Genomic DNA, 25,263 nt, shown 5'->3' with positions numbered 1-25,263 from the left:
GGAGGTGGTTTGATCTTTTTAAAGATATGGTGCCGACTACTGGAATCGAACCAGCTACCCCTTCCTTACCATGGAAGTGCTCTACCGATTGAGCTAAGACGGCTCGGGTGCAGAAACAGTTTTTTCAACAAAATGTCTTAAGGCTTGACCGACCCCGTTACTCAAAGAGTCGGCTACGATCAGACTGGCGATTTTTTGGATTTCAGGCTGAGCATTAGCCACGGCGTAGGATTTTTGGCTTAGGCTCAGCATTTCTAAGTCGTTCGGTGAATCGCCAATCACACCTATTTTACCGAGTGAAACATTAAAATTTTGACAAAACCACTTAATCGCGCTCGCTTTTGTCACGTTTTGAGCAACAATTTCCACTCGTCGCGGCAACATTCTAACTAACTTAACCGGTCACTCCGCAATCAACTTGTAAACCTGGTCTATCTTAGCTGGATCGGCAATTAACTCAATTTTTAAAACTGCGCCATTTGGCTGGTTGGCGAAGTTAATCGGTGAATTTTGAAGAAACCGACGTGTTTTAGCAACTCGGAGCGGGTCGGATCCTTGTGAAAAATAAAACGAATTTTCTTCCCATCACTGCACGCTCACTTGGTGAGCGACCGCCAAATTTATTACCGAACTAGCGATCTCATCAGGAATTGTTTTTTTGTAAATGGTCCGCTTGTTTTTCCAATCGTAAATTAAAGATCCGTTGAGCAAAATTGAGTAGGGTGTTTTAAACTTTTTGACCAAAATCTTCACGTTGTTAGTTAAACCGTTGCCAGTTGCTAACACCAACATAACACCTTGCTTGGCAGCTCAATTCACATCACAAACAGTTTGGGGGTGAATTTCCTGACGAAAATCGTAAATTGTGTTGTCAATGTCAGAGAAAAAAACGCCTTTCATGGTTGAGATTATACCGGAGACAAATAGCTTTGTTTTTCGGTAATTACCACGTCAACTTTAACATCGTGATTTTCGCAGGGAAGCGCGTCAAATCGCTGCGCCTCAAAAGCAAGCATGATTTTTTTTAGGTCCTGGTTTTGACTAAGGTAGCGGTCGTAGTGTCCGCCCCCAAAACCAAGCCGAGTTAAAAAACGGTCAAAAGCCAGTCCGGGCAAAATAATGACGTCAATATCTTTAGCCAAAACAATCGTCGAATCCGACTTTGGTTGGCGAGTTTGACGGTACTTTTCAAACGGAAAGTGAATCGAATTAATTAGTCGCATTGACATCCCCAAATTACGATCAACTCGCGGCAAACAAACTTCTTTGCCTGTTTGCATAAGTTTGTAAATAAGCGCTTTAGTGTTAACCTCAAATTCAACCGGAAAATAAAGACCGATCACACGGGCGTTTTTAACCCAAGGATGGTCAATAACTTGCTGAAAAATTTTTCTTTCGTTAGCGATTTTAACGTCGGAATTAAGTCGCTTAATTTTTTGAAAAACTTGCTGACGAATGGCTTCTTTTTTCATTTTAAAAGCAAAAATGCCCGGCGGTAGACAGGCTATTTCGGGCACGTTGGTCGTGGTATGGCGGGCAGACAGGGATTCGAACCCTGGGTACATTTCTGTACATCTGTTTTCAAGACAGGCGCCTTCAACCGCTCGGCCATCTGCCCTGGTGGACCCAACAGGATTCGAACCTGTGACCAACCGATTATGAGTCGGTTGCTCTAACCAATTGAGCTATAGGTCCGAAAAATGGTGACCATTTGGTGGCTCAGGTGAGAATCGAACTCACAACCTCACGGGTATGAACCGTGCGCTCTAACCAATTGAGCTACAGAGCCATGGTGGAGGGTATGGGACTTGAACCCACAACCTCCTGAGTGCAAATCAGGTGCTCTAGCCAATTGAGCTAACCCCCCATATGGTGAAGAAGACAGGATTTGAACCTGCAACCTTTTGGTCCCAAACCAAGTGCTCTACCAAGTTGAGCTACTTCTCCAATAATCAAGTGCCACAACATTATAAGATAAAAAACTTGGCTCTTTTACATTCTTAAATTTCCGGGAGTTCGCGGAAAAGGAATCGTATCACGAATGTTATCAAGACCGCAAACATACATAACTAAACGTTCGAATCCCAGCCCAAATCCAGCTGATCTGCCGCCGCCAAAACGTCTTAAATCAAGGTATCAATCTAGTTCTTGGGAGTCGATTTTGAGTTCTTTGATACGTTTAAGTAATTTTTGGTAATTTGCTTCCCGAACCGATCCGCCAATTAGTTCTCCAACCCCTGGAACAAGCAAATCAAAATTAGCCACCGTTTTTTGGTCTTTGTTTAGTTGCATGTAAAAAGCTTTGATTTGACTAGGGTAATTAACGACCGTAACTGGTGAATGGTAAATTTGTTCACAAAGAACTTTTTCGTGTTCAATGCTCAAATCTTCGCCGAAGGAAATTTTTTTCAAACCAAACTTATCGCTTGAGTGGTTAAGTTTTTCCAGCGCTTCGCGATATTCAACCGTGGGAATTTCTTTGGTAATTAATTGGTCTAAGTTTTGAACATGCTGAGCGGAAATGTTTTGGCCTAGCCAATCAAATTCATCTTTTAGTGCTTGCTTAGTGTTGCTAACCACTTGTTTTAACATTTGGGTTCCTAAATTAATGATTTGTTCCAAATCGTAAAAGGCTGCTTCGGGTTCAACCATCCAAAATTCAGCGATGTGTCGGGTTGTGTGTGATAGTTCGGCTCGAAAAGTTGGAGCGAAGGTATAAACTTTTTGAAATCCAGCCGCGTAAGCTTCGGCGTGAAGTTGACCCGTAACTGACAAGTTAGCTTTGCGATTAAAAAATTTTTTGTGAGCCGGACTTTCCACCAGGAAAGTTTCCCCAGCTCCTTCTCCGTCGTTGCTGGTGATAATTGGACTTTGTAAGTAGAGAAAGTCGTTTTTTTCAAAAAAGTGGTGAATTTCCTGGGCTAGTTTAGAACGAATTAACATAACTACGCGAAACAAGTTGGTCCGATGACGTAAGTGGGGTAATTTTCGCAAAGTTTCGCGGTTAATGTGTTGTTTTTGGATTGGAAAATCATCATCAACCGCGGTTAAAATTTGAAATTTTTCAAGTTCTAATTCGATTGGTTGAGGTTTGTCGGGAGTTAAATTAATTTTTCCGCTTATCTCAATTGCTTGACCGGCTTTAATATCTTCTAATTCAGAAACTTGTTTTTTGGCAACCACCTGAAGATTTTTAACTGTTGATCCATCGTTAACGATTAAGAATCGGATTTTATTGTTTCCCCGGTTGGAAACTACCCATCCTCGTAAAACTAATTTAGAGGGTGGTTTTTTTTGGTCTAAAAGTTTTTTAATTGTCAAAACGCGGCTCTTTCCAACTTACTGACGTTGAGGAAGAATCAATTGAACTAAGTTGGGGTTAGATTCTCCTTTTAAAACAAAAGGTTTTTCAATTTCAAGAAAGTGGAGCGCCACCTTGCCTTTAAAACGACTTGCAGCTTCTTTAAGATAATTTCCGTTGAAAGTAATTTTAAAATCAGGCCCGTTTCAAGTAATGTTTTTACTTTTAACTTCGGTGTGACCAATTTCATTTTCGCGGCCTAAAATTTCTAACTCTTGTGGTTTTAAAACTAACGAAAGTGAATTTAAACTAGAACTCTCTTTGTAAACAACTAGCGCTTTTTCAACTAAATTAATTAGTTCGCTAGTCTCAATCTCTAGACGGTAAGTAAATTGATTCGGAATAACTTTGCCAACGTTAGGATAAATACCGTCAATTAATTTGAGTAAAACTTGGGTACTTTGGTAAGAAGTTAAAACTTTATTTTCTTTTAAACAAAGTCTGATTAAACCTTGGGCGTGCTCTGGCACAAAATCTCTGACGTGACGCGAAAGAATTGTAATGTTAAAATCTTGCTTAGTTTGAACTGGAATAGTTTCGCGAGCGATGCGGTAGGTGTCGGTAGCACTAACTATTAATTGATCATCTTTGGCAGATAAATTTACGCCGTTCAAAATTATGTTAGAGTCGCGGTTAGAAGCTACGAAGGCAACGTTTTTAATCGTTTCACGGAGCGCTTGAGCATCCACATCAATTTCCTGACCACTAACGTCAAAACTAATTTGCGGGTACTCGGAAACGTCTAACAAATTATTTTTTGAAAAAAAGTTTTGCGATTTTAAAACAAGTTGATCTTTTTCAACACTCATTTCAAGTGGAGAACTGTGTTTTTTAATTAGTTGAACAAACAACTTACCTGGGACTAAAATTTTGCCGGTTTGAATTACTTCAAACGATTGATCAGTTGGAATTGTTTCTTTAATCGATAAGTTACCGTTTGAAACTAAAAGTTCAAGCTGATTGTCTAGAGCCTTAATTAAAATGCCTTTGAGCGCAATTAAATGAGCATTGCTGTCTAACGCCTTCAAAACGTTATTCAAGTGCTTTTCAAATTTGCGTTTATCTAATTTAATTACCATAAAAATTAACTTAATTTTACTAGTTAAATTAACTCAAACCGAAAAATTAGTTAGTTAAGTTAATGTTAATTAGTTAATTATTAGTATTAGTACTGTTAGTTTAGGGGATAAAAGAGTTAAAACCCTTAAAATGGGCGTTTTTAGTGTGGAAAAAATTGGGGAAAAATTGTTGAAAACTAAACGTTATTTTTAATTCTATTTTCAATGTTGCGAGCTGCTATTTTGATGGTTTTGTTAATAGACATGAGGTGATCGATGTTTTTAACTGAAAAAATAATTGTTGAATGATCTCTTCCTCCGAAAATTTTGCCAATCTCGTTAAAAGAGAGTTTGTTAATTTTTCGAATTAATCAAATTGCCATGTGACGAGCTGCGACAAAGTTTTTTTTGCGTGATTTACCAACCAGATCTTTTCGGTTAATTTTGTAGTAATCACAAATGACGTTAAGTACTCTGAGTGGTGTCATTTCGATTAAATCACCACCTAGATCTTTGAAGATATTACTAATTACTGTGTAGGTGTACTTGATTTTAGAATTGCTTTCGGCAAAAAACAAAACTCTTTTAACTGCGCCCTCTAGAGAGCGGATAGAGTAAGCGTTATTTTGAGCAATAAACCGAATAGCATCTTTTTCCCATTGCTCAGGATTAAGGTTTTCCTGCTTAATTTTAAATTCCAAAACTTTAATTAAATCGTCAATTTCCGGTTCTTGGATAATTGAAGAAATTCCCGAGGAAAAACGGGTGATAAATCTCTCTTCAAAACCACTTAATTCATTAGGTAATTTATCCGAACAAATTACGATTTGTTTTTGTTCCTCAATGTGTCGGTTGATGATGTTAAAAAGAATTCCTAAGGTTACGTTGCGATCTCCCAAATTTTGAATATCATCAAAAAGTAAAAAATCGTACTTTAAAAAATTCTCGGTGAAACTAACGATATCTTGATTTTTACGGACGATTTGTGTCACATCCCGGGTAAATTTGTTTGGTTCGATGTAAATTACCGAGTTTCCATTCAAAATTGCTTGGTTAGCAATTGCGTGGAGTAAATGGGTTTTACCTAAACCTGATTTTGAACTGACATAAAAGGGCGAAAAACGACCTACGTTAGTAATTATTTTCTGAGCTATTTTCACCACTTCATGGTTAAATTTTGAAACAACGTAGTTTGCAAAATTAAACCGCGGATTGATATTTTTAGAAACCGCCGGCGAAACATTTTCAACTGGAGAAATTTGTTGACCCTTCCACCTTAATTTGTAGTCCAAAACTTTATTGAAAACAATTTCAATCGCGTGTTGAAAAACTTCTTTGTACTCAGAATTAATCAATTCGATCGCTTGGCGTGAATTTACCTCAATTAAAACGTAGGTTGGAGTAGTGGTGACTATTTTTAAGTCTCGAATGAAAGAGTTAAGAATTATTTCGTCGCCAATCACACCTTCTAAATAGTTAACCAGCGAAGCTGAATTAGTTTTATTATCAATTTGATCAGGTTTGTAAACTAGTCGTTGCATAGAAAAGTCATTTTAAATCTAAAATCATCATATAGTCATAAAAATTCACCGACTTTAAAGTTAAACTTAACCACCGGGAAAAAACGGCTTTTCAACCAACTTATCCACATAATTTAACTCAGATTAACGGGACTAAATGGGTTTTTCCACATTTTAAGTTGTTGAAAGAATTTTGGGTGATAAAACAGTTTTCAATTTACTCTATCCCAGTTAATCTCTATAATTATTATTGGACATTTCAACAACTTTTTGGTATAGTGATTATTTATATAACTACGTTAAGTTAACGCTCACCGCGTGGAACAGAGTCAAGCATGGAACGAACTTATCAACCAAACAAACGCAAACGCGCTAAGACCCACGGTTTTCGAGCGCGTATGTCAACTAGCGACGGCCAAAGAGTGTTGGCGGCCCGAAGAGCAAAGAAACGCAAAAAGTTAACTGTCTCAAGCGAGTAATGGATAAAAAGTTTGTTCTTCGAAAAAACTGACAGTTTAAAGATGTGATTGCGAGTAAAAAACAGTTTGTCAGTAAGTACTTAGTTCTTTACTACCGACCTAACCAATCCAATCTTAAAGTTGGCATATCTATTTCAAAAAAAGTCGCTAACGCGATTCGGCGTAATTACTACCGTCGTCAAGTGCGACAAATCCTTGACCAAACGCCAGAAGTTTTTAATTTAAATTACGATGTGGTTTTAATTATTCGAAAACCATTTATGCCGTTAGATTTCCAAAGCAAAGCCCAAGCTGTTAAACAAATTTTTGAAAGGTTATAGTGTGAGTTACGGCCAAAGATCAAAAAATTACGATTGATTCAAACAAAGTAACGACGGAAACAAAAAAACAGCCGGCGAGAAATTTAAAACGTTTGGCAAGTTTTTGCGAATTTTTATTTACTTCTGCCTTTTTTTCTTTTCCATGTACGGCTGCGTTCAATCTTTCTTCATTAAAGTTGACGATAACGTGAGTCGCGGATTTGAAATTTATACAAGTGAAAAAAGTATTTCTCCGCACGTAACTAGCTTTTCCATCAACAAAAGAGAAATCAAAATTGACGATCAAACTAGCGAGGTCTATTTTGCTAAGGCCGATGCCAGCAGCAACATTTTTTTCCGGGAAGACCAGCGCGACCAAGACGGAGAATTAATCTTGGAAAAAGCTCACCAAACGATTCAAATGCAAAACAAGCAGCAAGACTTACGCTTGTCTGACGCTTGACAAGGTCTTAACGAATCTTTTGTCGTTAACTCTAACGTTGAAGAATTAAAGTCAAGCGGTCAAATTCACAAATTTTCTGACAGCGATAATTACGCTCTACTTTCTTCGCTTGCCGAAGTTTATAACTTAGGTGGTCAGACAAACGTTAGTTCGCTTGAGAAAATTAAGTTTTGGGTTCAAGGTAAAACCAAAACTGATTATCGGCAAGTCGGGATTGGACTTTACCAAAAGACGGGTGATAACTGAAACGCCATTACGACCGATAGTTCAGAAGACGCCCTTTTGCCACGCAATCAATTTAACATCGCTTTTATAAACCATTTTTTCGGTCAAAACCCTTTTTACCTTGACTTCATTAGCAAAGACCCCCGCACCATTGTTAAAAACATTGACGACGAAAAAGCGCCTTCCGAAATCGAACGATTTTACATTTTGCAAAAAAATGCTTTGGCCAACATTCTGGGTTATGTCGGAGTTAGCAGTGATTTTCAAAGTTACAAATCAGGCGGCAATCTAGATCCCGAGCAAGACAAACTAATTCTCAAACACAACTACATGCCTTTGATTGGCTACGAAAAAACTGATTACCGACCAGTTGTTAGTTGAGGTCAAGCTTGGTCGCTCGGCCCTTTTTACGGCTTATTTGTTTTTCCGATCGGTAAAATTTTCGCCATGACTGTTTCGGCGATTCCTTTGCTCTCGGGTTGGGAGACACTAATTGCAATCGTCACTATCGTGGTGATTTCTCGGATTGTCATTTTTGCTTTGTCTTTTAAATCAACCATGCAACAAACTAAGATGCAAGATATGCAAGCTAAGAAGGCAATCATTGATGCTAAGTATGCACCTTACGAAGGTAACAAACAGATGGAAAGCCGTAAAAAGCAAGAACAAGCTGAGCTTTACCGTAAGATGAACATTAACCCTCTCGGCGCTTTTGCCAACTTATTTTTGATGATGCCGATTTTCTTGGCGATTTGGAGAGTTATTGGCGGCGTTCAACAAATTAAATCAACGGTTTGACTCGGAATTAATTTTTCAGCCACTTCGTGAAGAGAACTTTTGGCCGGGCAATTTCAATATTTACCGTTAATTATGCTCGCGGCCGGTACGCAACTTTTTGCCCAACTGTTTCCGCGCTTACTGACGCGTCGGCGCGACAAATTGCGCATTAACGTTTACCAAAAAGCTGCCATGAAGAAAAATAACAAAATGCAAAACATTAGTATGTTCATCATGGTGTTTTTAGCGGTGATTTTCAGCGCCGGCATTCAAATTTACTGAATCATCGGAGGTCTTTGACGGATATTTGAAGTTTACATAACTCACAAAATTGTTAACCACCGCAAAAAATCCTCTAAACGCAAAAAAGACCGTACCGTCGTGCTTAGTTAACCTTGAGTTTATAATTACCAAATGTTTGACACGATTAGCGCTTTAAGTACTGCGCCGGTTAACCAACCGATCGCGATTATCCGTTTATCTGGACCTGACACCTTTAGCGTCGTCAGGCAGATTTTTCGCGGCAAGATCGGCGCTCACCAAAGCATTAAACCGGGCTTAATCAGCGATGGCGATGAGGTTATTGACCAAGTTTTAGTTGCCTTTTTTCAAGCTCCCAGCTCTTTTACCGGGGAAGACATGGCCGAAATTTATGTTCACGGCGGTGTGGTCAACGCCAAGAGAGTTTTAGAGTTAACGATTAAAAAAGGCGCTCGCCTAGCTAACCGCGGCGAGTTTTCTCACCGCGCTTTTTTAAACGGTAAAATTGACTTAATTCAGGCTCAAGCAATTCACGATTTGATTTTTGCCAAGACGCTTAAACAAGCCCAAATTTCTGCTCAGAAGTTAACTGGTCAAACTAGTCAACTAATTGAAAATATGCTTCAAGAAATCAGCGACTTAATTGCGGTTTGCGAAGTTAACATCGACTACCCCGAACACGATGATATTCAGCAAATTAGCGACCAAAAATTAATTCCGATCGTTAGTCAGTTGCTGGAAAAATTAACTCGCATCGAAAACGAGTCTCGACAAGCCCAAAGCATCTACCAAGGGATTCAAGTTGCCATCGTTGGACTTCCTAACAGCGGCAAGTCTTCTTTGCTAAACGCTTTAATCGACCAAGATAAAGCGATTGTTTCAAACTTACCAGGCACGACCCGCGATGTCGTGGAGGGCCAAATAGTGGTGGGCGACATACTAATTAAACTAAGCGACACAGCCGGCATTCGCGCGACTGACGACGAGTTGGAAAAAACAGGCGTTAGCAAAAGTTACCAAACGCTAAGCCAAGCTGACTTAGTTTTGCATGTGATTGATGCCAAGGTTGGTGAAAGCGACTTTGATAAGTTAATTGAAGAGCGCGTTTTGGCGGATCAGATTTATTTAAAAGTTTTTAATAAATCAGATTTACTAACTGAGCAAAGTCATGAGAAAGACAAAATCTTGGTGAGCGCTCAACTAAAGCAAACCGAGTCGCTGGTGGAAGCAATTAAAGATAAATGTCAAAAAACCGATTTATCAGATTTACACATTTTAACTAGTGCCCACCAGGTAAGTTTAGTTGCTAAAGCTCGTCAGGCACTGAGCGACGGACTAACTGCTTTGGAGGCAGGACAAACTTTTGACGTGGTAATTGTTGACTTGCACCAGGCTTACCAAAACTTAGCCAATGTGAACGGACAAGCCGATCACTATCAGTTACTTGACAAAATGTTTGCTTCTTTTTGCTTAGGTAAGTAGTTAATTAAACGATTTTGACTAACACTTCTTTGCCAGTCCCTTGCTTTTTGTTGCGGAAAATGTGAATTACTTCGACTGGTTCATTCATTTTAGTGTGCTTGCCTTGGAGTTGAGCACGTCGGAAAGCGGTGATTTGGTGTTCAATGTTTTCCAGCGTGTGACTTTCGGCGATAATTTCTTGCGAACTTTTTAATCGAGCACGGTATTGGTACATTAATCGTTTGTCTCACTTTCATTTGTTTTGACAACTAAATTATCGCATATCTCATCGGTCTCAATTTTTAGATTAAGCCGGGGTCCGGCTCGAAATGCCACCTTGGTTTGACGGAAGATTTTCTTAGCGATTAAGTTGTCTTCGGTTCCATCGTATTTGTCATCCAGGTAAACTATTTCTTTGATACCAGCCTGTGCGACAAACTTAGCGCAGTTGGAACAAGGGAAGAGCGAAGTAAAAAGTCGGGTGTTACGCGTGTCTTTGATTGAGTTTAAAATGGCATTCATTTCCGCGTGAACTACGTAGGGGTATTTGGTGTGGGCATTTTCTCCGTCTTTTTGCCAAGGGAAAGCCCCATCCATTCCTTTGGGCATCCCGTTGTAGCCTAGCCCAATTACCCGGTTATGCTCGTTGACTAAAACCGCTCCGACTTGGGTGTTCGGATCTTTCGAACGCCAACCGGAAACAAGTGCTAAAGCTAGAAAGTACTGGTCTCAGTTTAATATCATCTAGGCATTATAGCCGCTATCTTTGCGATAATAAACTCGCCATGGTTAAATATTTAGAGATACTTTCGCACGTTTTAAAAACGGGCCAACGCAAAAAAAGTCGGACTGGCGTGGATGTTCTAAGCGTGTTTGGCACGCAACAAAGGTACGATTTAAAGAGCGGGTTCCCGCTTTTAACCACTAAAAAAATGCATTTTCGCAGCATCGTTCACGAGCTTCTTTGGTTTATCAGCGGAGACACCAACATTAAATACTTAGTTGATAACGATGTGCGGATTTGAAACGAGTGACCTTACCAGCGTTATCAGCAAAGTCAGTTTTATCAGCCCGAACACAACTTAGAGTGGTTTATTAACCAAATTAAAACCGACTCTGCCTTTGCGCAAAAATGAGGCAACCTCGGACCGGTTTACGGTCGGCAATGGCGTAATTTTGGCGGCGTTGATCAAGTCAGTCATTTGATTGATCAAATCAAAAATAACCCCGACTCAAGACGTTTAATTTTAAGCGCTTGGAATCCCCCCGAGTTAAAATCGATGATTTTGCCGCCTTGCCACCTTTTGATCCAATTTTACGTTTTAGACGGACACTTATCTTGTCACCTTTACCAACGCTCGGCCGATCTTTTTTTAGGCGTGCCTTTTAACATTGCTTCTTACGCGCTTTTCACGATGATGGTGGCTCAAGTTTGCGGACTCAAGCCGGGCGAGTTTATTCACACTACCGGCGACACCCATCTTTACTTAAACCATCTTGACCAATCGCGCGAACAGTTAGCGCGTAAACCATTAAAACTTCCCCGGTTAATTCTTAACCCAGCCGTTAAATCCATTTTTGACTTTAAGTTTGAAGACATTGTTTTGGCTAATTACCAAAGTCATCCGAGCATCAAGGCGAAAGTGGCGGTTTAATGGTCAAAATGATCGTAGCCGTTGGCCCCAACTGACTAATTGGCAAGGGAAACAAATTGGCTTGAAAAAACCCGGTTGAACTAGCTTTTTTCCGTCGGATGACTTTGGGGCAAAGTTTGCTTTGAGGTCAAAACACTTTTGCCAATTTACCCGGCCGGCTAACTGACCGAACCCACTATGTGTTGAGTGATCGACCCTTAAAAAACGCTGACCACATTTTAAACTCGACCGATCAGGTGGTCAAACTTTTTAAAAAGTTTGACCAGGATCAAAAAGACATTTTCATTAGTGGCGGTAAATCGGTTTACGAGCAGTTTTACCCTTACGCCCAGGAAATATACGTTTCCCAAGTGGACACAAAAGCGCAAGGCGACGTCTTTTTAAAAATTGATTTATCTAAGCACCGGAAAGATTTGTTTTTCCGTGGCGACGGTTTTGAGGTTTTTCTCTACCGTAAAAAGTTTGATGGTTAAAAAAATCTAACAATTTTGACTCCAAAATTGAGATACCATGAAAAAAATTAGGAAGAAAAAACTTGCCCGAAACCAAAACGCTAAAAATCACTATTCCCAGCGCGCCGCCAAGAAAAATGGTATTGGATGTGCGCGAGCGACCGTCGTTAAAGTTTTGGATCATTTTATCTTTCCAGCACGTTTTTGCTATGTTCGGGGCGACTGTTTTAACACCCCTATTAATTAATTTAACCGCTGACCCGACAGGACAAACTAAAGTGATTGGTGTTGATGTCGCCCTTTTTGCTTCGGGCGTTGGTACTCTTGTTTACATTGCAATTACTAGAGCTAAAGTGCCGATTTACCTTGGCTCGTCAGTCGCGTACATCGGGACGATGGGCGCGCTCTACCCGCTTTACGGAAACAGCATGTTTCTCGGTCTGCTCGGGATAGGGCTTGTCTACTGCTTGGTGGCGATTTTGGTTTACCTTTTTGGCACGGGGTGAATTAAAAAAATGCTGCCTCCGGTTGTAGTGGGACCAATGATTATTGTCATTGGTCTTAGTCTGGCTCCGATTGCAATTAACCACATTTTTTTGCTTGATTCAAAGCAAGGTAACATTTTTGAAAACGGCAACTGAAACATAGATTGATGAGGTGTTGGCGTCGCTTTGATTACGATCGCCAGCGCGATGCTAATCGTTTTACTTTGCCGCGGCAAACTGAAACTCGTGCCAATTGCAAGCGCAATGCTAATTGGTTTAGTTGTTTCTTTAGTCGTCTCGACGTGACACAAAACGCCTGAGTTCACCAAATACTACCAAGTAAATTGAACTAACATTAGCACTTACGTAGGGTTACCTGATTTTTCCAACGCTCTTTTAAATGGTCAAGTGATCGGTAAAAATCAAAGTTATTCTCCGATGCCGCTTCTAATTATGATGCCGATGGCGCTGGCAACGATTGCCGAGCACATAGGCGACCACACGGTGCTAGGAAAAATTACCGGTCGCGATTATTTGGGCGACCAGCCCGGTCTACACAAAACTTTGTTAGGAGACGGGTTAGCAACTATGGTTGGTGGCGCGCTGGGCGGCCCCGCTAACACATCTTACGGCGAAAACACGACCGTGGTTGGTCTTTCGCGAGTTGCTTCGGTTTACGTGACCGCTCTAGCAGCTGTGATGGCGGTTGGGATGTCGTTTGTTTCGGTGATTTCAACTGTTTTGCACCTCATTCCAACCCATGTTTTAGGCGGTTTAGAGCTAATTCTTTTTGGTTTTATCGGCACCAACGGTTTAAAAGTGCTTTTAGATGAGAAAGTTGATTTGCACCAAGCACGCAACATTTTTGTGGTTTCAATTATGTTAGTTGTTGGTCTTGGTCGGGCAATTTTAGGCTGGAATTTAAACCAGGTGGCGATCGTATTTTCGCCCACTTCAGTCGCGATTTTTGCCGGAATAAGCGCTAATTTTCTGCTTCCTAAGGAACGCAAAATTAACCTTGATAAAATGTCCATTGCCGCTCAGAGCAGATCCAGAACTGGTTCGCCGCCCGATTAGACCAAAAACCAGTTCGGAGTGTGTTTTACAAAAATTTTTGATTTGTTGTAGATGTTGGTAGATAATGTTCAATGCACTATTCAGTTTGAAAAAATTTTCTAACTCTAAGGAGGTCAACGCCTATGTCCGCTAGTACCACTTCACTTGAAACGCCATCAGTTAGTTACCCTCGAAAATACATTGATCAACTTAACCAAGCGATCCTAGAGCATTTTCCTCACCTAACACCCGTTAGTTCAGAAATGCAAAAAACTTACGAAGGAATTAGTCGGCTAGTGATGCTTGACCGCTATTCTCAAAAAGATCTCAAACTGAAAACTTTGTCAGAGGGTGATTTGGTCGTGGCCAAAATTAAGTATGACGTCAAATTTCCGACCTTAGGAACGGCCTACGTGTTAGAGATTAAGGACGAGTTAGTTACGATTCAAGTTGAAAACGAGTACATTAACCAAATTGATCCCAACTATCACCCAACCGAAGACGGGGTGATTCAAGTTCATAAATCTACTCTAAGTAAACCGCTGGAAGTTTATTTTGAACAAATTGCTCGTCGGGTGGCTAACGCGCTCGGAGCGAGCGAAAGTCAAACTTGAAAAGATGAGTTTTACCAGCAAATTGCTTCTAACAACATTGTTCCGGCTGGTCGGGTTTTGTATGGGGCTGGCTCTGGCACCAACGTTACTTACTTTAACTGCTTTGTGATGCCCATGCCGCGCGATTCCCGGGAAGGAATTTCCGAGCACCGTAAAAACGTGATGGAAATCATGTCTCGCGGCGGCGGTGTCGGTACTAACGGCTCCACTTTACGACCTAAAGACACGGTTGCCCTGACTGTTGGAGGTAAATCTTCGGGGGCAGTATCGTGACTGAATGACATCGCGATGCTAACCCACTTAGTCCAGCAAGGCGGTTCGCGTCGGGGAGCCCAAATGATTATTTTGGCCGACTGACACCCCGACATTGTTGAGTTCATCATTTCAAAAATGCAAAAAGCGCCAATTTTGAAATGAATCGCTGACCATTTTCCTGACGCTGACATTGTTCGTGAAGCAAATGACAAATTAAAGTTAAAACCTTTATCAGATTTTGAGCGCAAAGTTTTAGAGCAAGTGATTAGCAGTCAAGCTCCGCGTGAACTAAAGGAAAGCGCCACTACTAGACTAGAGCAAGGAGGATCTTACGAAGTGGTCGAGCCAGAGTTTTTGACTGGCACTAACATTTCGGTTGGTATTTCCGATCCGTTCATGGAAGCGGTTAAAAAAGACGCGCTTTGGTCGTTGCGTTTTCCCGACATTGAAAAATTAACCCCGGAACAAAAAAAGTTTTACGACGAACACTGGCATGAAATTGGCGACGTGCGCAGGTGAGAAGAACTGGGTTATCCAGTTAAAGTTTACAAAACTATTAAAGCCCGCGAGTTGTGGGATTTGATTAACTTTTGCGCAACTTACTCGGCCGAGCCAGGCGTTTTCTTCATTGACCGCGCTAACCAGATGACAAACGCCCAAGCTTATGATCAAAAAGTCGTCTGCACCAATCCTTGCGGAGAGCAACCGCTAGCTCCTTACTCAGTTTGCAATTTAAGCGCGATTAACTTAGCTAACATGATTGAGCATCAGAGCGGAGAAATTCTTTGGGATAAACTAGCTAAAACCGTTAGCGTTTGCGTTCGTCTCCAAGACAACATCATTGATGAAACCCCCTATTTCCTAACCGAAAATCGTCAACAAGCGTTGGGAGAAAGAAGAGTGGGGATGGGCGTGATGGGACTGCACGACTTTCTCATTTGGAAAGGTGTGCGTTATGGTTCAAAAGAATCGCTGGAATTGATTGACAAAGTTTTTGAAAAAATTGCCACCACAGCTTACTTAACTTCGGCTGAACTAGCTCGTGAAAAAGGCCCTTTCCCATTTTTAAAAGGAGAGGTTGAAAAACTTTGCTCAACCGGCTTTATTCAAACTTTACCGCCGCAAGTTCACCAAGCCATTCGGGCAAACGGCGGACTTAGAAACTCTCATCTTTTGACGATCGCTCCAACGGGAACAACTGGGACGATGGTTGGCGTTTCAACTGGACTAGAGCCCTACTTCGCTTTTAAATATTTCCGTTCTGGTCGACTTGGTAAATTCATTGAGGTTGATCAAAAAATTGTCGCTGATTGAAAAAAACACCGCAACTGGTTTAACGGCAATGAATTGCCATCTTTCTTTGTTTCGGCGATGGATCTTACCCCGGAAGAGCACGCTGACGTGCAAGTGACAATTCAGCGCTGAATTGATTCTTCAATTTCAAAAACAGTTAACGCGCCCCGCGGATACACTGTTAAACAAGTAGAAAAAATTTACATGCGACTTTACGACAATAACGCTAAGGGAGGAACCGTTTACGTGGATGGTTCGCGAGATTCGCAAGTTCTATCAATTGATAAAGAAGACAACCAACTTGACACCCAAACGATTTCGGTTTCCGAATTTACCCGCGAGCAAGTTGAGCACATCAAAGAAAAGGTGTCTGACATTCCCGGGCTAAAGTACGGCAAAGACATCGGAGTTCAAATTGGCAATCTCTGCCCAGTTTGCAAAGAAGGTACGATTGAAAAATTTGGCGGATGCAACTCTTGTGCTAACTGCGGCGTTCAGTTAAAGTGCGAAGTCTAGTAGTTTTGCTGCATGCGCTCGTGGTTAATTAAGTTCTTTTTAATGTAGTGGTGTTCAATTTCACTTTGGGAAAGATTGAGCAGTTCTCCCAGACCTAAGTAGAGGCGAAAAGCTCGCCCAATTTTTTTGCGACTAATTTTGTTTTCCAAACTGCTTACCGCTTGAAAAAGACTGAGCAGTTGAGTGTTAATGTCGTGACGGTTGACTAATTTTGATTCAAAACGGTACTTTTTAAACTTAGCTCTTATCAAAAGCGAAGCAAAGAAATGAAGTCCGTCAGCATACTCTTCCAGAATTTTTTCGCGCTGGTAATGGCGCTGTTTTTTTCAGTATTTAAAAGAAGCGATTTCGTTGGAAAGTTCGGCGATTTCAACAATTAATGCTAAGACGCGGTGCTTAGTTAAATCGGCGTTTTTAACTTGGTGTTGAGTTTCGATTGCTTGGTCAAGTTTTTTTTGTAAATCAATGATTTTGTCTAATTGCATGATTAATTAACCCCAATTATAGGCAATTTGGATTAATTTGCAATTCCGTCTTTGGTAGTATAATGGCGTTGCAACTCAATTTAACGCCAAGTGTTAAAACATGGAATTGGTTGAAAATACCAAACTGTCCTAGCAACCGTTATAGTCGGGTCTTTGTTTAGCACTGATCACTAAGGATGAAAGCGGGCGCTTTAAACTAATCATGTTCGTTTGTTTGAGCAACCCATCTCTCCAGTTGGGTTGCGATTTGTGTTATGAAGAAAAGTCAATTTTACGCAGTCTTATCGATCGTTTCTTTGCTCTTAATCGTTTTTGCCAGTCTTTTCAGCGTTTACTTTCAAAAGTACCAACAACTAGATGCTAACTTAGAAAAAGGCAGTCATTACGGTGGTAAAGAAGTTCGTTTAATGTCAAAAACGTTTGATGGAAAGCAAGAGATGGACCAGATTTACGTGACAAAAAGCGATCATAAAACGCTCGAAGATTTGATCTTGTGAATTAACAAGTTTGAAGTAGAACAAAAAATCACCGACCAGGAACGTTTTGGTTTTCGCGACCACCACAGTCTTTACGGTTTATTTGTTAACCGTGTCAACGGAGTTTTTGCTGACTACAATGATGAGTCGGAAAGTTGGTGGAAAATTCTCTCACCTACCGCGTCCAAGCCAATCACTAACAGCGAAACACCGCTTGACTATTCCCGCGACTTTGCTTACCAGTCTTTTGGTGAACAGTCTCGTCAAAACTGGACTACCAACTTCGGCATTTCTGGCATACCGCTTGTAGCTGATACGATCGTTATATTTGTTCAAACTGCTAAATGAGACATGAGCAATTAAAGGAGTTTTACTGAGATGAAAAAAATCATTTTTACTTTGTTTGGTTTAGCTTTGCCTGCCGCTTCGGCCTTGGCTTGCTCGGCCAACTTAAGTCAATTAGACAGACCGCTTGACGACTGGGTTGGAGACAAAAATCCAGCCATTAAATCAAACTCTAAACTTAACATAGAACGCATTTCCAAACTGCCGACCTTTCAAGTGGACGGCCAAGATTATCCAGTTAAGGACGACGGACTTTACCTAGTCAAAGATGCTTACCAAGGTATTTTTTGATCGGGAGACCAAACAAACGGAACCCAGGTCGATGCCAAAGTAGTGCCGCTAAAAGCTGCCAAGCCCTACCACGTCGGAGTTTCGCTTTTAAGTGGAGGCGACTCTTTTTACGTTCTTTACAACGATAACGACCAAGACGGATATTCCATCGCCAACTTTTTGGACAGTTTTTATTTACACGACACCAACTTAATTACCAACCAAGAGTCTTTTGAGCTCAATCGCGAGTCTGCGCAAGCTGTTAAACTCGGTCACCGCTGAGGCCATTACACCGGCATCCCGTTCGTACAAAAAACCGATTTAACTGGTCAAACACCTCGTTATTACGGCGAGCAGTCTAAACTACCTACTGGCCAAAGTTGGGACGCAAGTTTTGCAGATTTTTTGCAAAAAGAAACTAGCTCAGCCGCGGTTAATTTAGCAGCTAACTTTTGAAACGTCAAAACCACCCCAAACAAGAGTGGTAGTTTTGATCCGCAAGACCCTTCTGCTTCGGGTGCTAGCAAACTGTGGTTCCCGATTACCGGCCAGGAAAATTATTTTTCTTACCAGATCACCCATCGAAACGCCGTGAAAATTACTTTCAACCAAACTGCTAACAAACCTTACATAGACGCTCAATTTGGACTTGCCAAAGACGGTTCTTTAGATTTTGCTAACCGCGAAATCAGTGCTCAGGATGTCAAAATTTACTCGGTAATTGTGGGCGGAAAAGACCGCCACAACGATTACTTAAATCATCAAAATCAAGTTTATCAGTACCGCGCGCTTAAAGAAAGACCCGTTGGTAATTCGCGCCTTCACAAGCTGGGCGACGAGTACTTAACTTTCCATGCCAAGGATGCGAGTTGGTTGGGTCAAAAATTGGCGAACAATTTGCACTTTAACGCTTTTCGACTTAACGGAGTAGACGGTAAAAATTACTTAGTTCACCGCTCCGAACTACCTTCTTCGCACTACCAAGTGGTTTTCGATTTGCATGTTTCTTGGCCCGAAGAAAAGCGCTACCGATTAGTTAGCACCGATGGCAAAAAATACCAGCTGATGCTCAAGGTTGACCAGACTTACCAGCCTGTTCAAAATTTTAATCTTGTTGAAATAGTTAAAAGAGTAGTTACTTAGTGTTAAACCGACTTTCACTAGTCTAGCGGTTTTGGTTTTGCCATCTCCAGCAGTTTAGTAGTTAAAAAAACTGACCAGATTGACTAGTTTAAGCAAACTTATTAATGCGAGGAACAAACAAACAATGCAAAAAATTCTCTACCCATTTTTCACCTTGGCTTTAATTAGCCCGACTCTAACTGTTTTGGCTTGCAGTACCCAAACATCTGACCAAGAAAAACCGCCGGCCAAAGACGATAAGCCTAACGAAAAAGAAAAAATACCTCCTGAAAACAAACGCCTTGACATGGAAGTAGTTAAAAAATTACCCCGTTTTGAAGTTGATGGTCAGCCCTACAACGTAATTAACGACGGACTATACTTAGTCAAAAAAGATTACCAAGGCGTTTTTTGATGGGGTGATAAAACCCACGGCACCCAGGTCGATGCTCAAGTTGTGCCACTTCACACCGACATGCCCTTTGGATCTGGACTATCTCTTTTTGCTGACGGCGATTCTTTTTACGTTCTTTACAACGACGACGATAATGATGGTCACTCAATCGCCCACTTTCTAGAAAGTTTTTACTTAGATGACACCAATTTAATTACTAACGAAGCTTCTTTGAAAGTTAACCGGGGTCATTTTAACGCGGCTAAAATTTTTCGTAACCAAGACGATTATTCAATCGGCATACCATTTTATAAAACCACTCAATTGCAAGGCCGCACACCGCGTTACTACTGTGAGCAGTCTAAACGCATTCTTCACAAAGATTGGGATAAATATTTTGCCGAGTTTTTAGCTAAGGAAACTAACCGGGACGCGATCGCAGTCGCTTCTAATTTTTGAAATGTTAAAACGAGCCCCAACGAGGCAGGTCGTTTTGATCACAAAAATCCTGGCAATCCCGGAGCACACCAAAATTGGTATCCGCTGGTCGGCGACGAGAACTATTTTTCTTACGAAATTACCCATCAAAACGCGGTTAAAGTTACCTTTAACAAAACACCTAATAAACCATACATCGACGCTCGTTTCATTTTGACGCGCGACAACGCGCTCACTTCAGAGCACCAAATTAGCGCGCAAGATGCGAAAATTTACTCAGCAATCGTTGGTGGTAGCCAATGGCACAAAGAGTATTTGCAAGCTTTGCCCGGTTCTTACGATTTCCGCGCGGTTAAAACTGCTTTCCACGGCAACGAACGAATTCACAAAATTGGTGAGTCCTACATTTATCGCCAAAGAAAACACGTTACTTGGCTGGGCAAAGAATTTGACAAGAACCCTAAGTTTCAAGGTTTTCGCTTGGACGATCTAGACGGATCAAGTTACCATATCAAGCCGCCAACACCAGGTCCCAAACCTAACGAATGAGTCGTTGATCTTTACCAACTAATTCCTGATGGCAAACACTTTAAACTAACTAAGTTTGCCTCTGGGGATTCGTTTTTCTACCAACTCGATAATGTCAGCGAAGGAAAAAGTGTTTTCAGCGGAATTTTTGCGATTAAGGAGATGCTGGTAGTTTAACTACTAAATTATGTTGCACATTTACTGAGGATTTGGCAAAGGTAAAACTTCGGCGCTTAACGGTTCAGCGATCCGTGCCAAAGGCGCTGGAATGCGGGTGGCTTACTACCGCTTTCTCAAAGGTCGACCGAGCAGCGAAAATGAGATTTTAAAATTAGTCGGCGTTCCGCCGGTTCACTTTCACTACACGGGCAAGTTCGTGATTGAAATGGATCAAAACGAAAAAGAAAAAACTCGGAAGATTGTTTACGAAGGACTTGAGCAAATTAAAAAAACCAAAGACCAGTTTGACGTGATTATTATTGATGAAATTTTAGATTTAGTTGCTTCCAGCGTCCAATTAGTTTCCGAGCAATATCTGGCTAATTTTTTTAAAAAACTTGGGATTAAAAAGCGCGAAGTTCTTATTTCCGGCCACGTTAAACTGAAACATGTTTTTGATTTAGCCGACTTAATAACGCATTTTGAACCTCAGAAACACTACTTCAACCGCGGGCTAAAAGCTCGCCAAGGGATTGAGTTTTAGACATGACCACTCGCAAAATCACGGTGAGCGCAATTTTGACTTCGCTAGTCGTAGCGGCAAAGTACGCGCTGGGATTTATTGTCGGCGTGGAAGTCGTTACCTTTTTGTGTATTTTGTACAGCGTATTTTTGCCGTTTAGACTTTCGCAAACGATTATTTTTGCGTTTGTTATGATCACGGGAATAATTTATGGTTTTGGCACTTGGTGGCTAGTTTATTTTTTCATATTTCCTTTGGAAGGACTTTTCTCTTTCGTGTTTAAACGTCTTCTTAATAAAAACCAACTTTTCTTTGCACTATGGTGCGGTTTTTGAGGGTTTTCAATTATGTTTTGATATTACCCTTACGACTTGCTTTTGTTTGGTCCTTCCTTTGCGGTTGCGCGCTTTGCCACCGCGGTTATTCCCAATTTGCTCGGAGCAATTAGCAATTTTATCGCGGCCACCATTTTGTTTGAAACTAGTAAATTTCTTTTTGAAAATGTTTTTCGAGTTGACAGTAACGATTTTTGGTAGAAGGAGCAAAAATGTTAAAAAAAATGGTAATTTTGCCAAGTTTAGGACTAATCACCACTTTGGCGGTTAGTTGCGGTGCCAAGCAGACACTTTCCAAAGAAGACACTAAGACCCAGCGTGATGCTTTAGTTGAGCGGTTAGTTCAGTTAGAGAAAAAGATAGACGATGCCCAGCAAGATCGGGTAGGCTATCGGGAAAAAATCAAAGAGCTTGAGCAAAACAACACCCATCTTTTGGAACAAATCAAAGAGCTCAAACAAAAGATTAAGAAGTTAGAAACTGCCTATTTTGGGGTTGAAAACGAGGTTCGAATTGTTTCAAAAACGCTTGATGGAAAGCAAGAAATGGACCAGATTTACCAAATCCAGAGCGGTCAAAAAATGTTCTCCGATTTACTGCTTTGAATTAACGAGTTTGAAGTTGAACAAAAAATTGTCAACCAACCTCGGTTTGGTTTTCGCGACCCCCACGCTAAATACGGACTATTTGTTAACAGCGTTAACGGCGTATTTGCCGACTATGACGAAGAATCAAACTCATGGTGAAGCATTTTATCGCCCACTTTTGGCTCTGATTACACCAACAATTCTAGTCCGCTTGAGTACCGTCGCGACTTTGATTTAAGTAAGTTTGATGATAACGAGGTTAGACCTTGGTTTGTCAACAAAGGGGTTAGCAGTTTGCCTTTAATTGGACGTCAAATTTTGGTTTTTTGACAAAGCCCGAATTAACTGCAAACTCTAAAAGGCCATCCCAATGCGACGTAATTGGTTTTTTTTATAAAAAAACCAATTACGTCAAACAGGGGTGGATGCTGACCTATTTTTTAAGAGTTGAAGAGTTAATTTGCCTTATTTCAAATCGGCTTGCTAGCCCAGCAAACCGCCGTGTATAATTAACTAAGAAATGTCTTATAAAGCACTTTACCGCACTTATCGACCCGAAGAATTTAACCAAGTGGTTGGTCAAAATCACATTGTAACTACTTTAGAAAACGTGGTGCGCCAAGGCAAAGTTTCCCATGCTTACCTTTTTGCGGGTCCCCGGGGGACAGGTAAAACTTCGGTGGCTCACATTTTTGCCCGAGCAATCAACCAAAACGCTCGTCAAGTTGACCAAGATTTAACGCTTGACATCATTGAAATTGACGCTGCTTCCAACAACGGAGTCGCCGAAATGCGTTCAATCATTGAAAACGCTCGCTTTGCTCCCGTGCAAGGCAAGTACAAAGTTTACATCATTGATGAAGTCCACATGCTCAGCAAAGGCGCTTGAAACGCGCTTTTAAAAACTTTGGAAGAACCGCCGCGCCACATTGTTTTCATATTGGCCACGACCGAACCCCACAAAATTCCGGCCACAATTCTTTCCCGAACTCAGCGTTTTAATTTCAAACGGATTGAACCGGCGGTAATTGAAAAACAACTTTCCCAAGTTTTTGAACAAGAGAAAATTGACTGCGAACCCGAGGCGCTTAAATTTATCGCTAAGTTAGCTAACGGCGGTTTGCGCGACGCGCTTTCCATCTCTGATCAGGCGGCTGCCTTTGGTAACAACTCAATTACTTTTGAAGCTATTTCGCAAGTTTTTGGTTTGGTATCAATCGGTAAACAAATTGAACTGATTAACTCAATTTACCGCGGCGAGAGCAAAGTCTTTCTCCTCGCTTTAACCGGTTTTATTGAAAACGGAGTCGATTTAGAAAGGCTAACGTTTTCCTTGATTGAAATTTTGCGCGATCTGATCGTCTATCGGAAAACATCCGATTTTAACTTAATTGAGTATTTAACGTTGGAAGACGTGAACCAGTTAGTGGTTGATTTGAGTTTTGCTTACCAGATGGTTGACACGCTCATCGAGTTAGCTAACCAAATTAAGTTTACCCAGTTACCAAACCAACTTTTTGAGTTAAAAATGCTTGCTCTTTTGAAAACAGAACCGGCGGGCGTATCTGTGCCTGAACCAGTTCCAGTCCAGTTAGAAAATAAGTTGACAGCCGAGGAAGAGACATCAGCGACTGGCGACCAATTAAGCACCCAAACAGTTGCCGCAGATTCTCAGCTCCACGATTTAAACTTTGAAAATTTTAGCGAGACCGCTCCGGATGACCCTCAGCCAACCTTGCCCGCTGCTAGTCCAGTTAAGTCCAGACCTGATTGGGAAGATTCTTTGGTGATTCCGCTCAGTCAAGACGAAATTGGTGGCAAAAAGTTAATCAGCGCCGAAAAAGATAAGACTGTTGAAGATGATCTTGACATTACCGAACTTTTCGGACTTGACCAGTCTAACGAAACCGAAAAAATAACTCTTGATAAACCAAACAGTTACACGCTCGAGGAACTAATCAACTTACTAATCATTTCTAAGCGAGATCAGTTGCAATTTGTGAAAGGGAAATGGCCGCTCCTAACTGCTTACGCTGGTCAAGAAAAGTATGGCCAACCTGCTGCTTTGCTGATGAAAAGCAAAGTAATTAGTGCGGGCGAACACTTTGTTTTAGTTTCAAGCGAAGAAGATCAGTTAGTGCAAACTTTGAATCTTTACCGACAAAACCCGATTGTGCACCAATTAACCCAAGAGGTTTTTGGCTCTGCTCGGTGAATTTATGCGATCACTAGAGAGCAATTTGAGGAAGTCAAAAAATCTTGGAGTGTGATGAAGGCCGAGGGCCAACTACGAGCTGGCGAAGCGATTTCACCACCACAATTAGAAGTTAAAGTTGATCCGCACGAAGAAATTGGTCGCGACATCTTCGGCGATTTATTTGGAAAATAACAGTTTTGACTAGAAAGGAACCGGAATGAACATTAACGCGATGATGAAACAGGCTCGTAAAATGCAAGCCGAACTAGAAAAAGCCGAGAAAGAACTGCACAAACGTAAATTTGAAGTTAATAAACAAGGACTTTCGATTGTCATGTTGGGTAACCGGCGGCTAGATAAAGTTGACATTGACCCGGCTCTAATTGATCCGGACGACAAAGAGATAGTGGAGGACCTTTTCATGCTAGCTGTGAACGAAGCTAACGAATTGATTGACCAAGCCGAGGAGGCGATTCAACCCAAAAACACTAATTTGCCCTTGTAGCGCAATTTAGTTCGGGCCGTTATGGTTCAAAAAAACAAACAAGGACTTTTAGTTACTTTTGAAGGATTAGACGGATCGGGAAAAACGACCGTTATCAAAGAAATTCAAAAATGACTGGATAGTTTAAAAATTGCTAACGTGATAACTCGTGAGCCGGGCTCATCCAACCCGATCACTAGTCAAATCCGTTCTTTGGTGCTTGACGAAAAGACGCCGATTAGCGCTATGAGCCAGCTACTTCTTTATTCGCTAGACCGGAGAATAAATTTAGAGCGGCACATTTGACCCGCCCTTAAATCTAACAAAGTCGTACTTTGCGACCGCTACTTAGATTCTTCGTTAGTCTACCAAGGTTACGCAGGTGGGTTAGGAATCGATAAAGTTTGGGAAATGCAAAAATTCATTACCCAAAATACGATCCCTAACTTAACTTTTTTCTTTGATTTACGACCTAAGGAAGCTAAAATTCGTACGCAAAGTCGCGCAAAGTTGGACCGCTTTGAATCGGAGGATCACCAGTTTCGAAATCTTATTTACGAGGGCTACCGCCAGGTAATCCAAAATTTTCACGAGCGGTTTAAAACAATTGATGCTTCCTGTGACCGGGCGAGTGTTTTGCAAGAAGTTAAGGACGCTTTAAAGAAAGTTTTAAAATTAGACTAGGTTAAT

The 25,263-nt window shown here is 41.1% G+C and carries 25 protein-coding genes, 6 tRNA genes and 1 riboswitch; of the genes, 17 read left to right on the top strand and 14 right to left on the bottom strand.

All coding sequences use genetic code 4. The features are described 5' to 3' along the window. Nucleotides 1-27: 27 nt before the first annotated feature. The 11 genes from CSE00_RS01480 to CSE00_RS01430 form a co-directional block, all read right to left on the bottom strand. Nucleotides 28-103, bottom strand: a tRNA-Thr gene (locus tag CSE00_RS01480). Continuing rightward, nucleotides 94-900 (bottom strand): Cof-type HAD-IIB family hydrolase, encoded by an 807-nt coding sequence (locus tag CSE00_RS01475; RefSeq protein WP_127942819.1) that lies wholly within the window; start codon nucleotides 898-900, stop codon nucleotides 94-96. The genes CSE00_RS01480 and CSE00_RS01475 overlap by 10 nt, the downstream gene beginning before the upstream one ends. 8 nt (nucleotides 901-908) lie before the next feature. Then, on the bottom strand, nucleotides 909-1,565 hold the full coding sequence (locus CSE00_RS01470; RefSeq protein WP_127942818.1) for a 5-formyltetrahydrofolate cyclo-ligase: 657 nt from the start codon (nucleotides 1,563-1,565) through the stop codon (nucleotides 909-911). Continuing rightward, nucleotides 1,531-1,618, bottom strand: a tRNA-Ser gene (locus CSE00_RS01465). Before CSE00_RS01465 ends, CSE00_RS01470 begins: the two co-directional genes overlap by 35 nt. After that, nucleotides 1,619-1,695: transfer RNA gene (locus CSE00_RS01460), tRNA-Ile, on the bottom strand. 17 nt (nucleotides 1,696-1,712) lie between these two features. After that, nucleotides 1,713-1,789 (bottom strand) — tRNA-Met (locus tag CSE00_RS01455). Nucleotide 1,790: 1 nt separating this feature from the next. Further along, nucleotides 1,791-1,867 (bottom strand) — tRNA-Ala (locus CSE00_RS01450). Between the two features lie 3 nt (nucleotides 1,868-1,870). Further along, nucleotides 1,871-1,947, bottom strand: a tRNA-Pro gene (locus CSE00_RS01445). A 45-nt stretch (nucleotides 1,948-1,992) separates the two neighbouring features. Beyond that, nucleotides 1,993-3,321, bottom strand: coding sequence for an asparagine--tRNA ligase (asnS, locus tag CSE00_RS01440; protein ID WP_127942817.1), 1,329 nt, complete (start codon nucleotides 3,319-3,321; stop codon nucleotides 1,993-1,995). 18 nt (nucleotides 3,322-3,339) lie between these two features. Further along, nucleotides 3,340-4,440: a DNA polymerase III subunit beta gene (dnaN, locus tag CSE00_RS01435; RefSeq protein ID WP_127942816.1), complete on the bottom strand. Its 1,101-nt coding sequence runs from the start codon at nucleotides 4,438-4,440 to the stop codon at nucleotides 3,340-3,342. Nucleotides 4,441-4,616: 176 nt separating this feature from the next. Next, on the bottom strand, nucleotides 4,617-5,960 hold the full coding sequence (locus tag CSE00_RS01430; protein ID WP_127942815.1) for a DnaA ATPase domain-containing protein: 1,344 nt from the start codon (nucleotides 5,958-5,960) through the stop codon (nucleotides 4,617-4,619). Nucleotides 5,961-6,274: 314 nt separating this feature from the next. On the opposite strand from CSE00_RS01430, the gene rpmH reads away from it, so the two are divergent. From rpmH to mnmE, 4 genes are read left to right on the top strand one after another with little or no spacing between them, the layout of a single operon-like run. After that, the gene (gene rpmH / locus CSE00_RS01425) at nucleotides 6,275-6,418 is read left to right on the top strand and encodes a 50S ribosomal protein L34 (protein ID WP_127942814.1); all 144 of its coding nucleotides are present in this window, start codon (nucleotides 6,275-6,277) and stop codon (nucleotides 6,416-6,418) included. Continuing rightward, on the top strand, nucleotides 6,418-6,738 hold the full coding sequence (gene rnpA / locus CSE00_RS01420; RefSeq protein ID WP_127942813.1) for a ribonuclease P protein component: 321 nt from the start codon (nucleotides 6,418-6,420) through the stop codon (nucleotides 6,736-6,738). Before rpmH ends, rnpA begins: the two co-directional genes overlap by 1 nt. Before the next feature lies 1 nt (nucleotide 6,739). Beyond that, nucleotides 6,740-8,575, top strand: coding sequence for a membrane protein insertase YidC (yidC, locus tag CSE00_RS01415; protein WP_127942812.1), 1,836 nt, complete (start codon nucleotides 6,740-6,742; stop codon nucleotides 8,573-8,575). 21 nt (nucleotides 8,576-8,596) lie between these two features. Beyond that, nucleotides 8,597-9,925, top strand: a complete 1,329-nt coding sequence (mnmE, locus tag CSE00_RS01410; RefSeq protein ID WP_127942811.1) for a tRNA uridine-5-carboxymethylaminomethyl(34) synthesis GTPase MnmE — start codon at nucleotides 8,597-8,599, stop codon at nucleotides 9,923-9,925. Between the two features lie 4 nt (nucleotides 9,926-9,929). Here mnmE and CSE00_RS01405 read toward each other — a convergent pair whose 3' ends face one another. Both CSE00_RS01405 and CSE00_RS01400 read right to left on the bottom strand, forming a co-directional pair. Further along, nucleotides 9,930-10,139, bottom strand: a complete 210-nt coding sequence (locus CSE00_RS01405) for an MAG6790 family protein (RefSeq protein WP_127942810.1) — start codon at nucleotides 10,137-10,139, stop codon at nucleotides 9,930-9,932. Next, nucleotides 10,139-10,648, bottom strand: coding sequence for a cytidine/deoxycytidylate deaminase family protein (locus tag CSE00_RS01400; RefSeq protein ID WP_127942809.1), 510 nt, complete (start codon nucleotides 10,646-10,648; stop codon nucleotides 10,139-10,141). Before CSE00_RS01400 ends, CSE00_RS01405 begins: the two co-directional genes overlap by 1 nt. A gap of 41 nt (nucleotides 10,649-10,689) precedes the next feature. Between CSE00_RS01400 and thyA the strand changes: the two genes are divergently transcribed. From thyA to CSE00_RS01380, 4 genes are all read left to right on the top strand, one after another. Further along, nucleotides 10,690-11,559: a thymidylate synthase gene (thyA, locus tag CSE00_RS01395; protein ID WP_127942808.1), complete on the top strand. Its 870-nt coding sequence runs from the start codon at nucleotides 10,690-10,692 to the stop codon at nucleotides 11,557-11,559. Beyond that, nucleotides 11,559-12,032: a dihydrofolate reductase gene (locus tag CSE00_RS01390; RefSeq protein WP_127942807.1), complete on the top strand. Its 474-nt coding sequence runs from the start codon at nucleotides 11,559-11,561 to the stop codon at nucleotides 12,030-12,032. Before thyA ends, CSE00_RS01390 begins: the two co-directional genes overlap by 1 nt. Before the next feature lie 62 nt (nucleotides 12,033-12,094). Further along, nucleotides 12,095-13,573 (top strand): solute carrier family 23 protein, encoded by a 1,479-nt coding sequence (locus tag CSE00_RS01385; protein WP_127942806.1) that lies wholly within the window; start codon nucleotides 12,095-12,097, stop codon nucleotides 13,571-13,573. A gap of 122 nt (nucleotides 13,574-13,695) precedes the next feature. Beyond that, nucleotides 13,696-16,230 (top strand): vitamin B12-dependent ribonucleotide reductase, encoded by a 2,535-nt coding sequence (locus CSE00_RS01380; protein WP_127942805.1) that lies wholly within the window; start codon nucleotides 13,696-13,698, stop codon nucleotides 16,228-16,230. Here the strand turns inward: CSE00_RS01380 and CSE00_RS01375 are convergent. After that, a complete protein-coding gene (locus CSE00_RS01375) occupies nucleotides 16,227-16,715 on the bottom strand; it encodes a dUTP diphosphatase (protein ID WP_127942804.1) in 489 nt (162 codons plus the stop codon). The genes CSE00_RS01380 and CSE00_RS01375 overlap by 4 nt on opposite strands. Nucleotides 16,716-16,805: 90 nt before the next feature. Next, a riboswitch (adenosylcobalamin-variant (AdoCbl-variant) riboswitch) is annotated at nucleotides 16,806-16,925 on the top strand. Between the two features lie 44 nt (nucleotides 16,926-16,969). On the opposite strand from CSE00_RS01375, the gene CSE00_RS01370 reads away from it, so the two are divergent. From CSE00_RS01370 to tmk, 9 genes are all read left to right on the top strand, one after another. Further along, complete coding sequence (locus tag CSE00_RS01370; protein ID WP_127942803.1) at nucleotides 16,970-17,554, top strand: hypothetical protein; 585 nt, start codon at nucleotides 16,970-16,972, stop codon at nucleotides 17,552-17,554. A 15-nt stretch (nucleotides 17,555-17,569) separates the two neighbouring features. Further along, nucleotides 17,570-18,949: a hypothetical protein gene (locus CSE00_RS01365; protein ID WP_127942802.1), complete on the top strand. Its 1,380-nt coding sequence runs from the start codon at nucleotides 17,570-17,572 to the stop codon at nucleotides 18,947-18,949. 124 nt (nucleotides 18,950-19,073) lie between these two features. After that, the gene (locus tag CSE00_RS01360; RefSeq protein WP_127942801.1) at nucleotides 19,074-20,465 is read left to right on the top strand and encodes a hypothetical protein; all 1,392 of its coding nucleotides are present in this window, start codon (nucleotides 19,074-19,076) and stop codon (nucleotides 20,463-20,465) included. 10 nt (nucleotides 20,466-20,475) lie between these two features. Then, nucleotides 20,476-20,991 (top strand): cob(I)yrinic acid a,c-diamide adenosyltransferase, encoded by a 516-nt coding sequence (locus CSE00_RS01355; protein WP_127942800.1) that lies wholly within the window; start codon nucleotides 20,476-20,478, stop codon nucleotides 20,989-20,991. A 2-nt stretch (nucleotides 20,992-20,993) separates the two neighbouring features. Continuing rightward, nucleotides 20,994-21,506 carry a hypothetical protein gene (locus CSE00_RS01350; RefSeq protein ID WP_127942799.1) on the top strand — a complete coding sequence of 171 codons (513 nt, stop codon included), beginning with the start codon at nucleotides 20,994-20,996 and terminating at the stop codon, nucleotides 21,504-21,506. A gap of 11 nt (nucleotides 21,507-21,517) precedes the next feature. Beyond that, nucleotides 21,518-22,237 (top strand): hypothetical protein, encoded by a 720-nt coding sequence (locus CSE00_RS01345; RefSeq protein ID WP_127942798.1) that lies wholly within the window; start codon nucleotides 21,518-21,520, stop codon nucleotides 22,235-22,237. 175 nt (nucleotides 22,238-22,412) lie between these two features. Next, nucleotides 22,413-24,281 carry a DNA polymerase III subunit gamma/tau gene (gene dnaX, locus CSE00_RS01340; RefSeq protein ID WP_127942797.1) on the top strand — a complete coding sequence of 623 codons (1,869 nt, stop codon included), beginning with the start codon at nucleotides 22,413-22,415 and terminating at the stop codon, nucleotides 24,279-24,281. A gap of 25 nt (nucleotides 24,282-24,306) precedes the next feature. Continuing rightward, on the top strand, nucleotides 24,307-24,594 hold the full coding sequence (locus tag CSE00_RS01335) for a YbaB/EbfC family nucleoid-associated protein (protein ID WP_127942796.1): 288 nt from the start codon (nucleotides 24,307-24,309) through the stop codon (nucleotides 24,592-24,594). Between the two features lie 21 nt (nucleotides 24,595-24,615). Further along, nucleotides 24,616-25,257: a dTMP kinase gene (gene tmk / locus CSE00_RS01330; RefSeq protein ID WP_127942795.1), complete on the top strand. Its 642-nt coding sequence runs from the start codon at nucleotides 24,616-24,618 to the stop codon at nucleotides 25,255-25,257. Nucleotides 25,258-25,263 lie beyond the last annotated feature (6 nt).

This window comes from Mycoplasma sp. ATU-Cv-703 (assembly GCA_004011965.1).
Lineage (GTDB): Bacteria > Bacillota_I > Bacilli_A > Mycoplasmatales > Metamycoplasmataceae > RYZV01.
The sequence above is the reverse complement of the archived record's forward strand: the minus strand, read 5'-3'. Positions and strand labels throughout refer to the sequence as shown.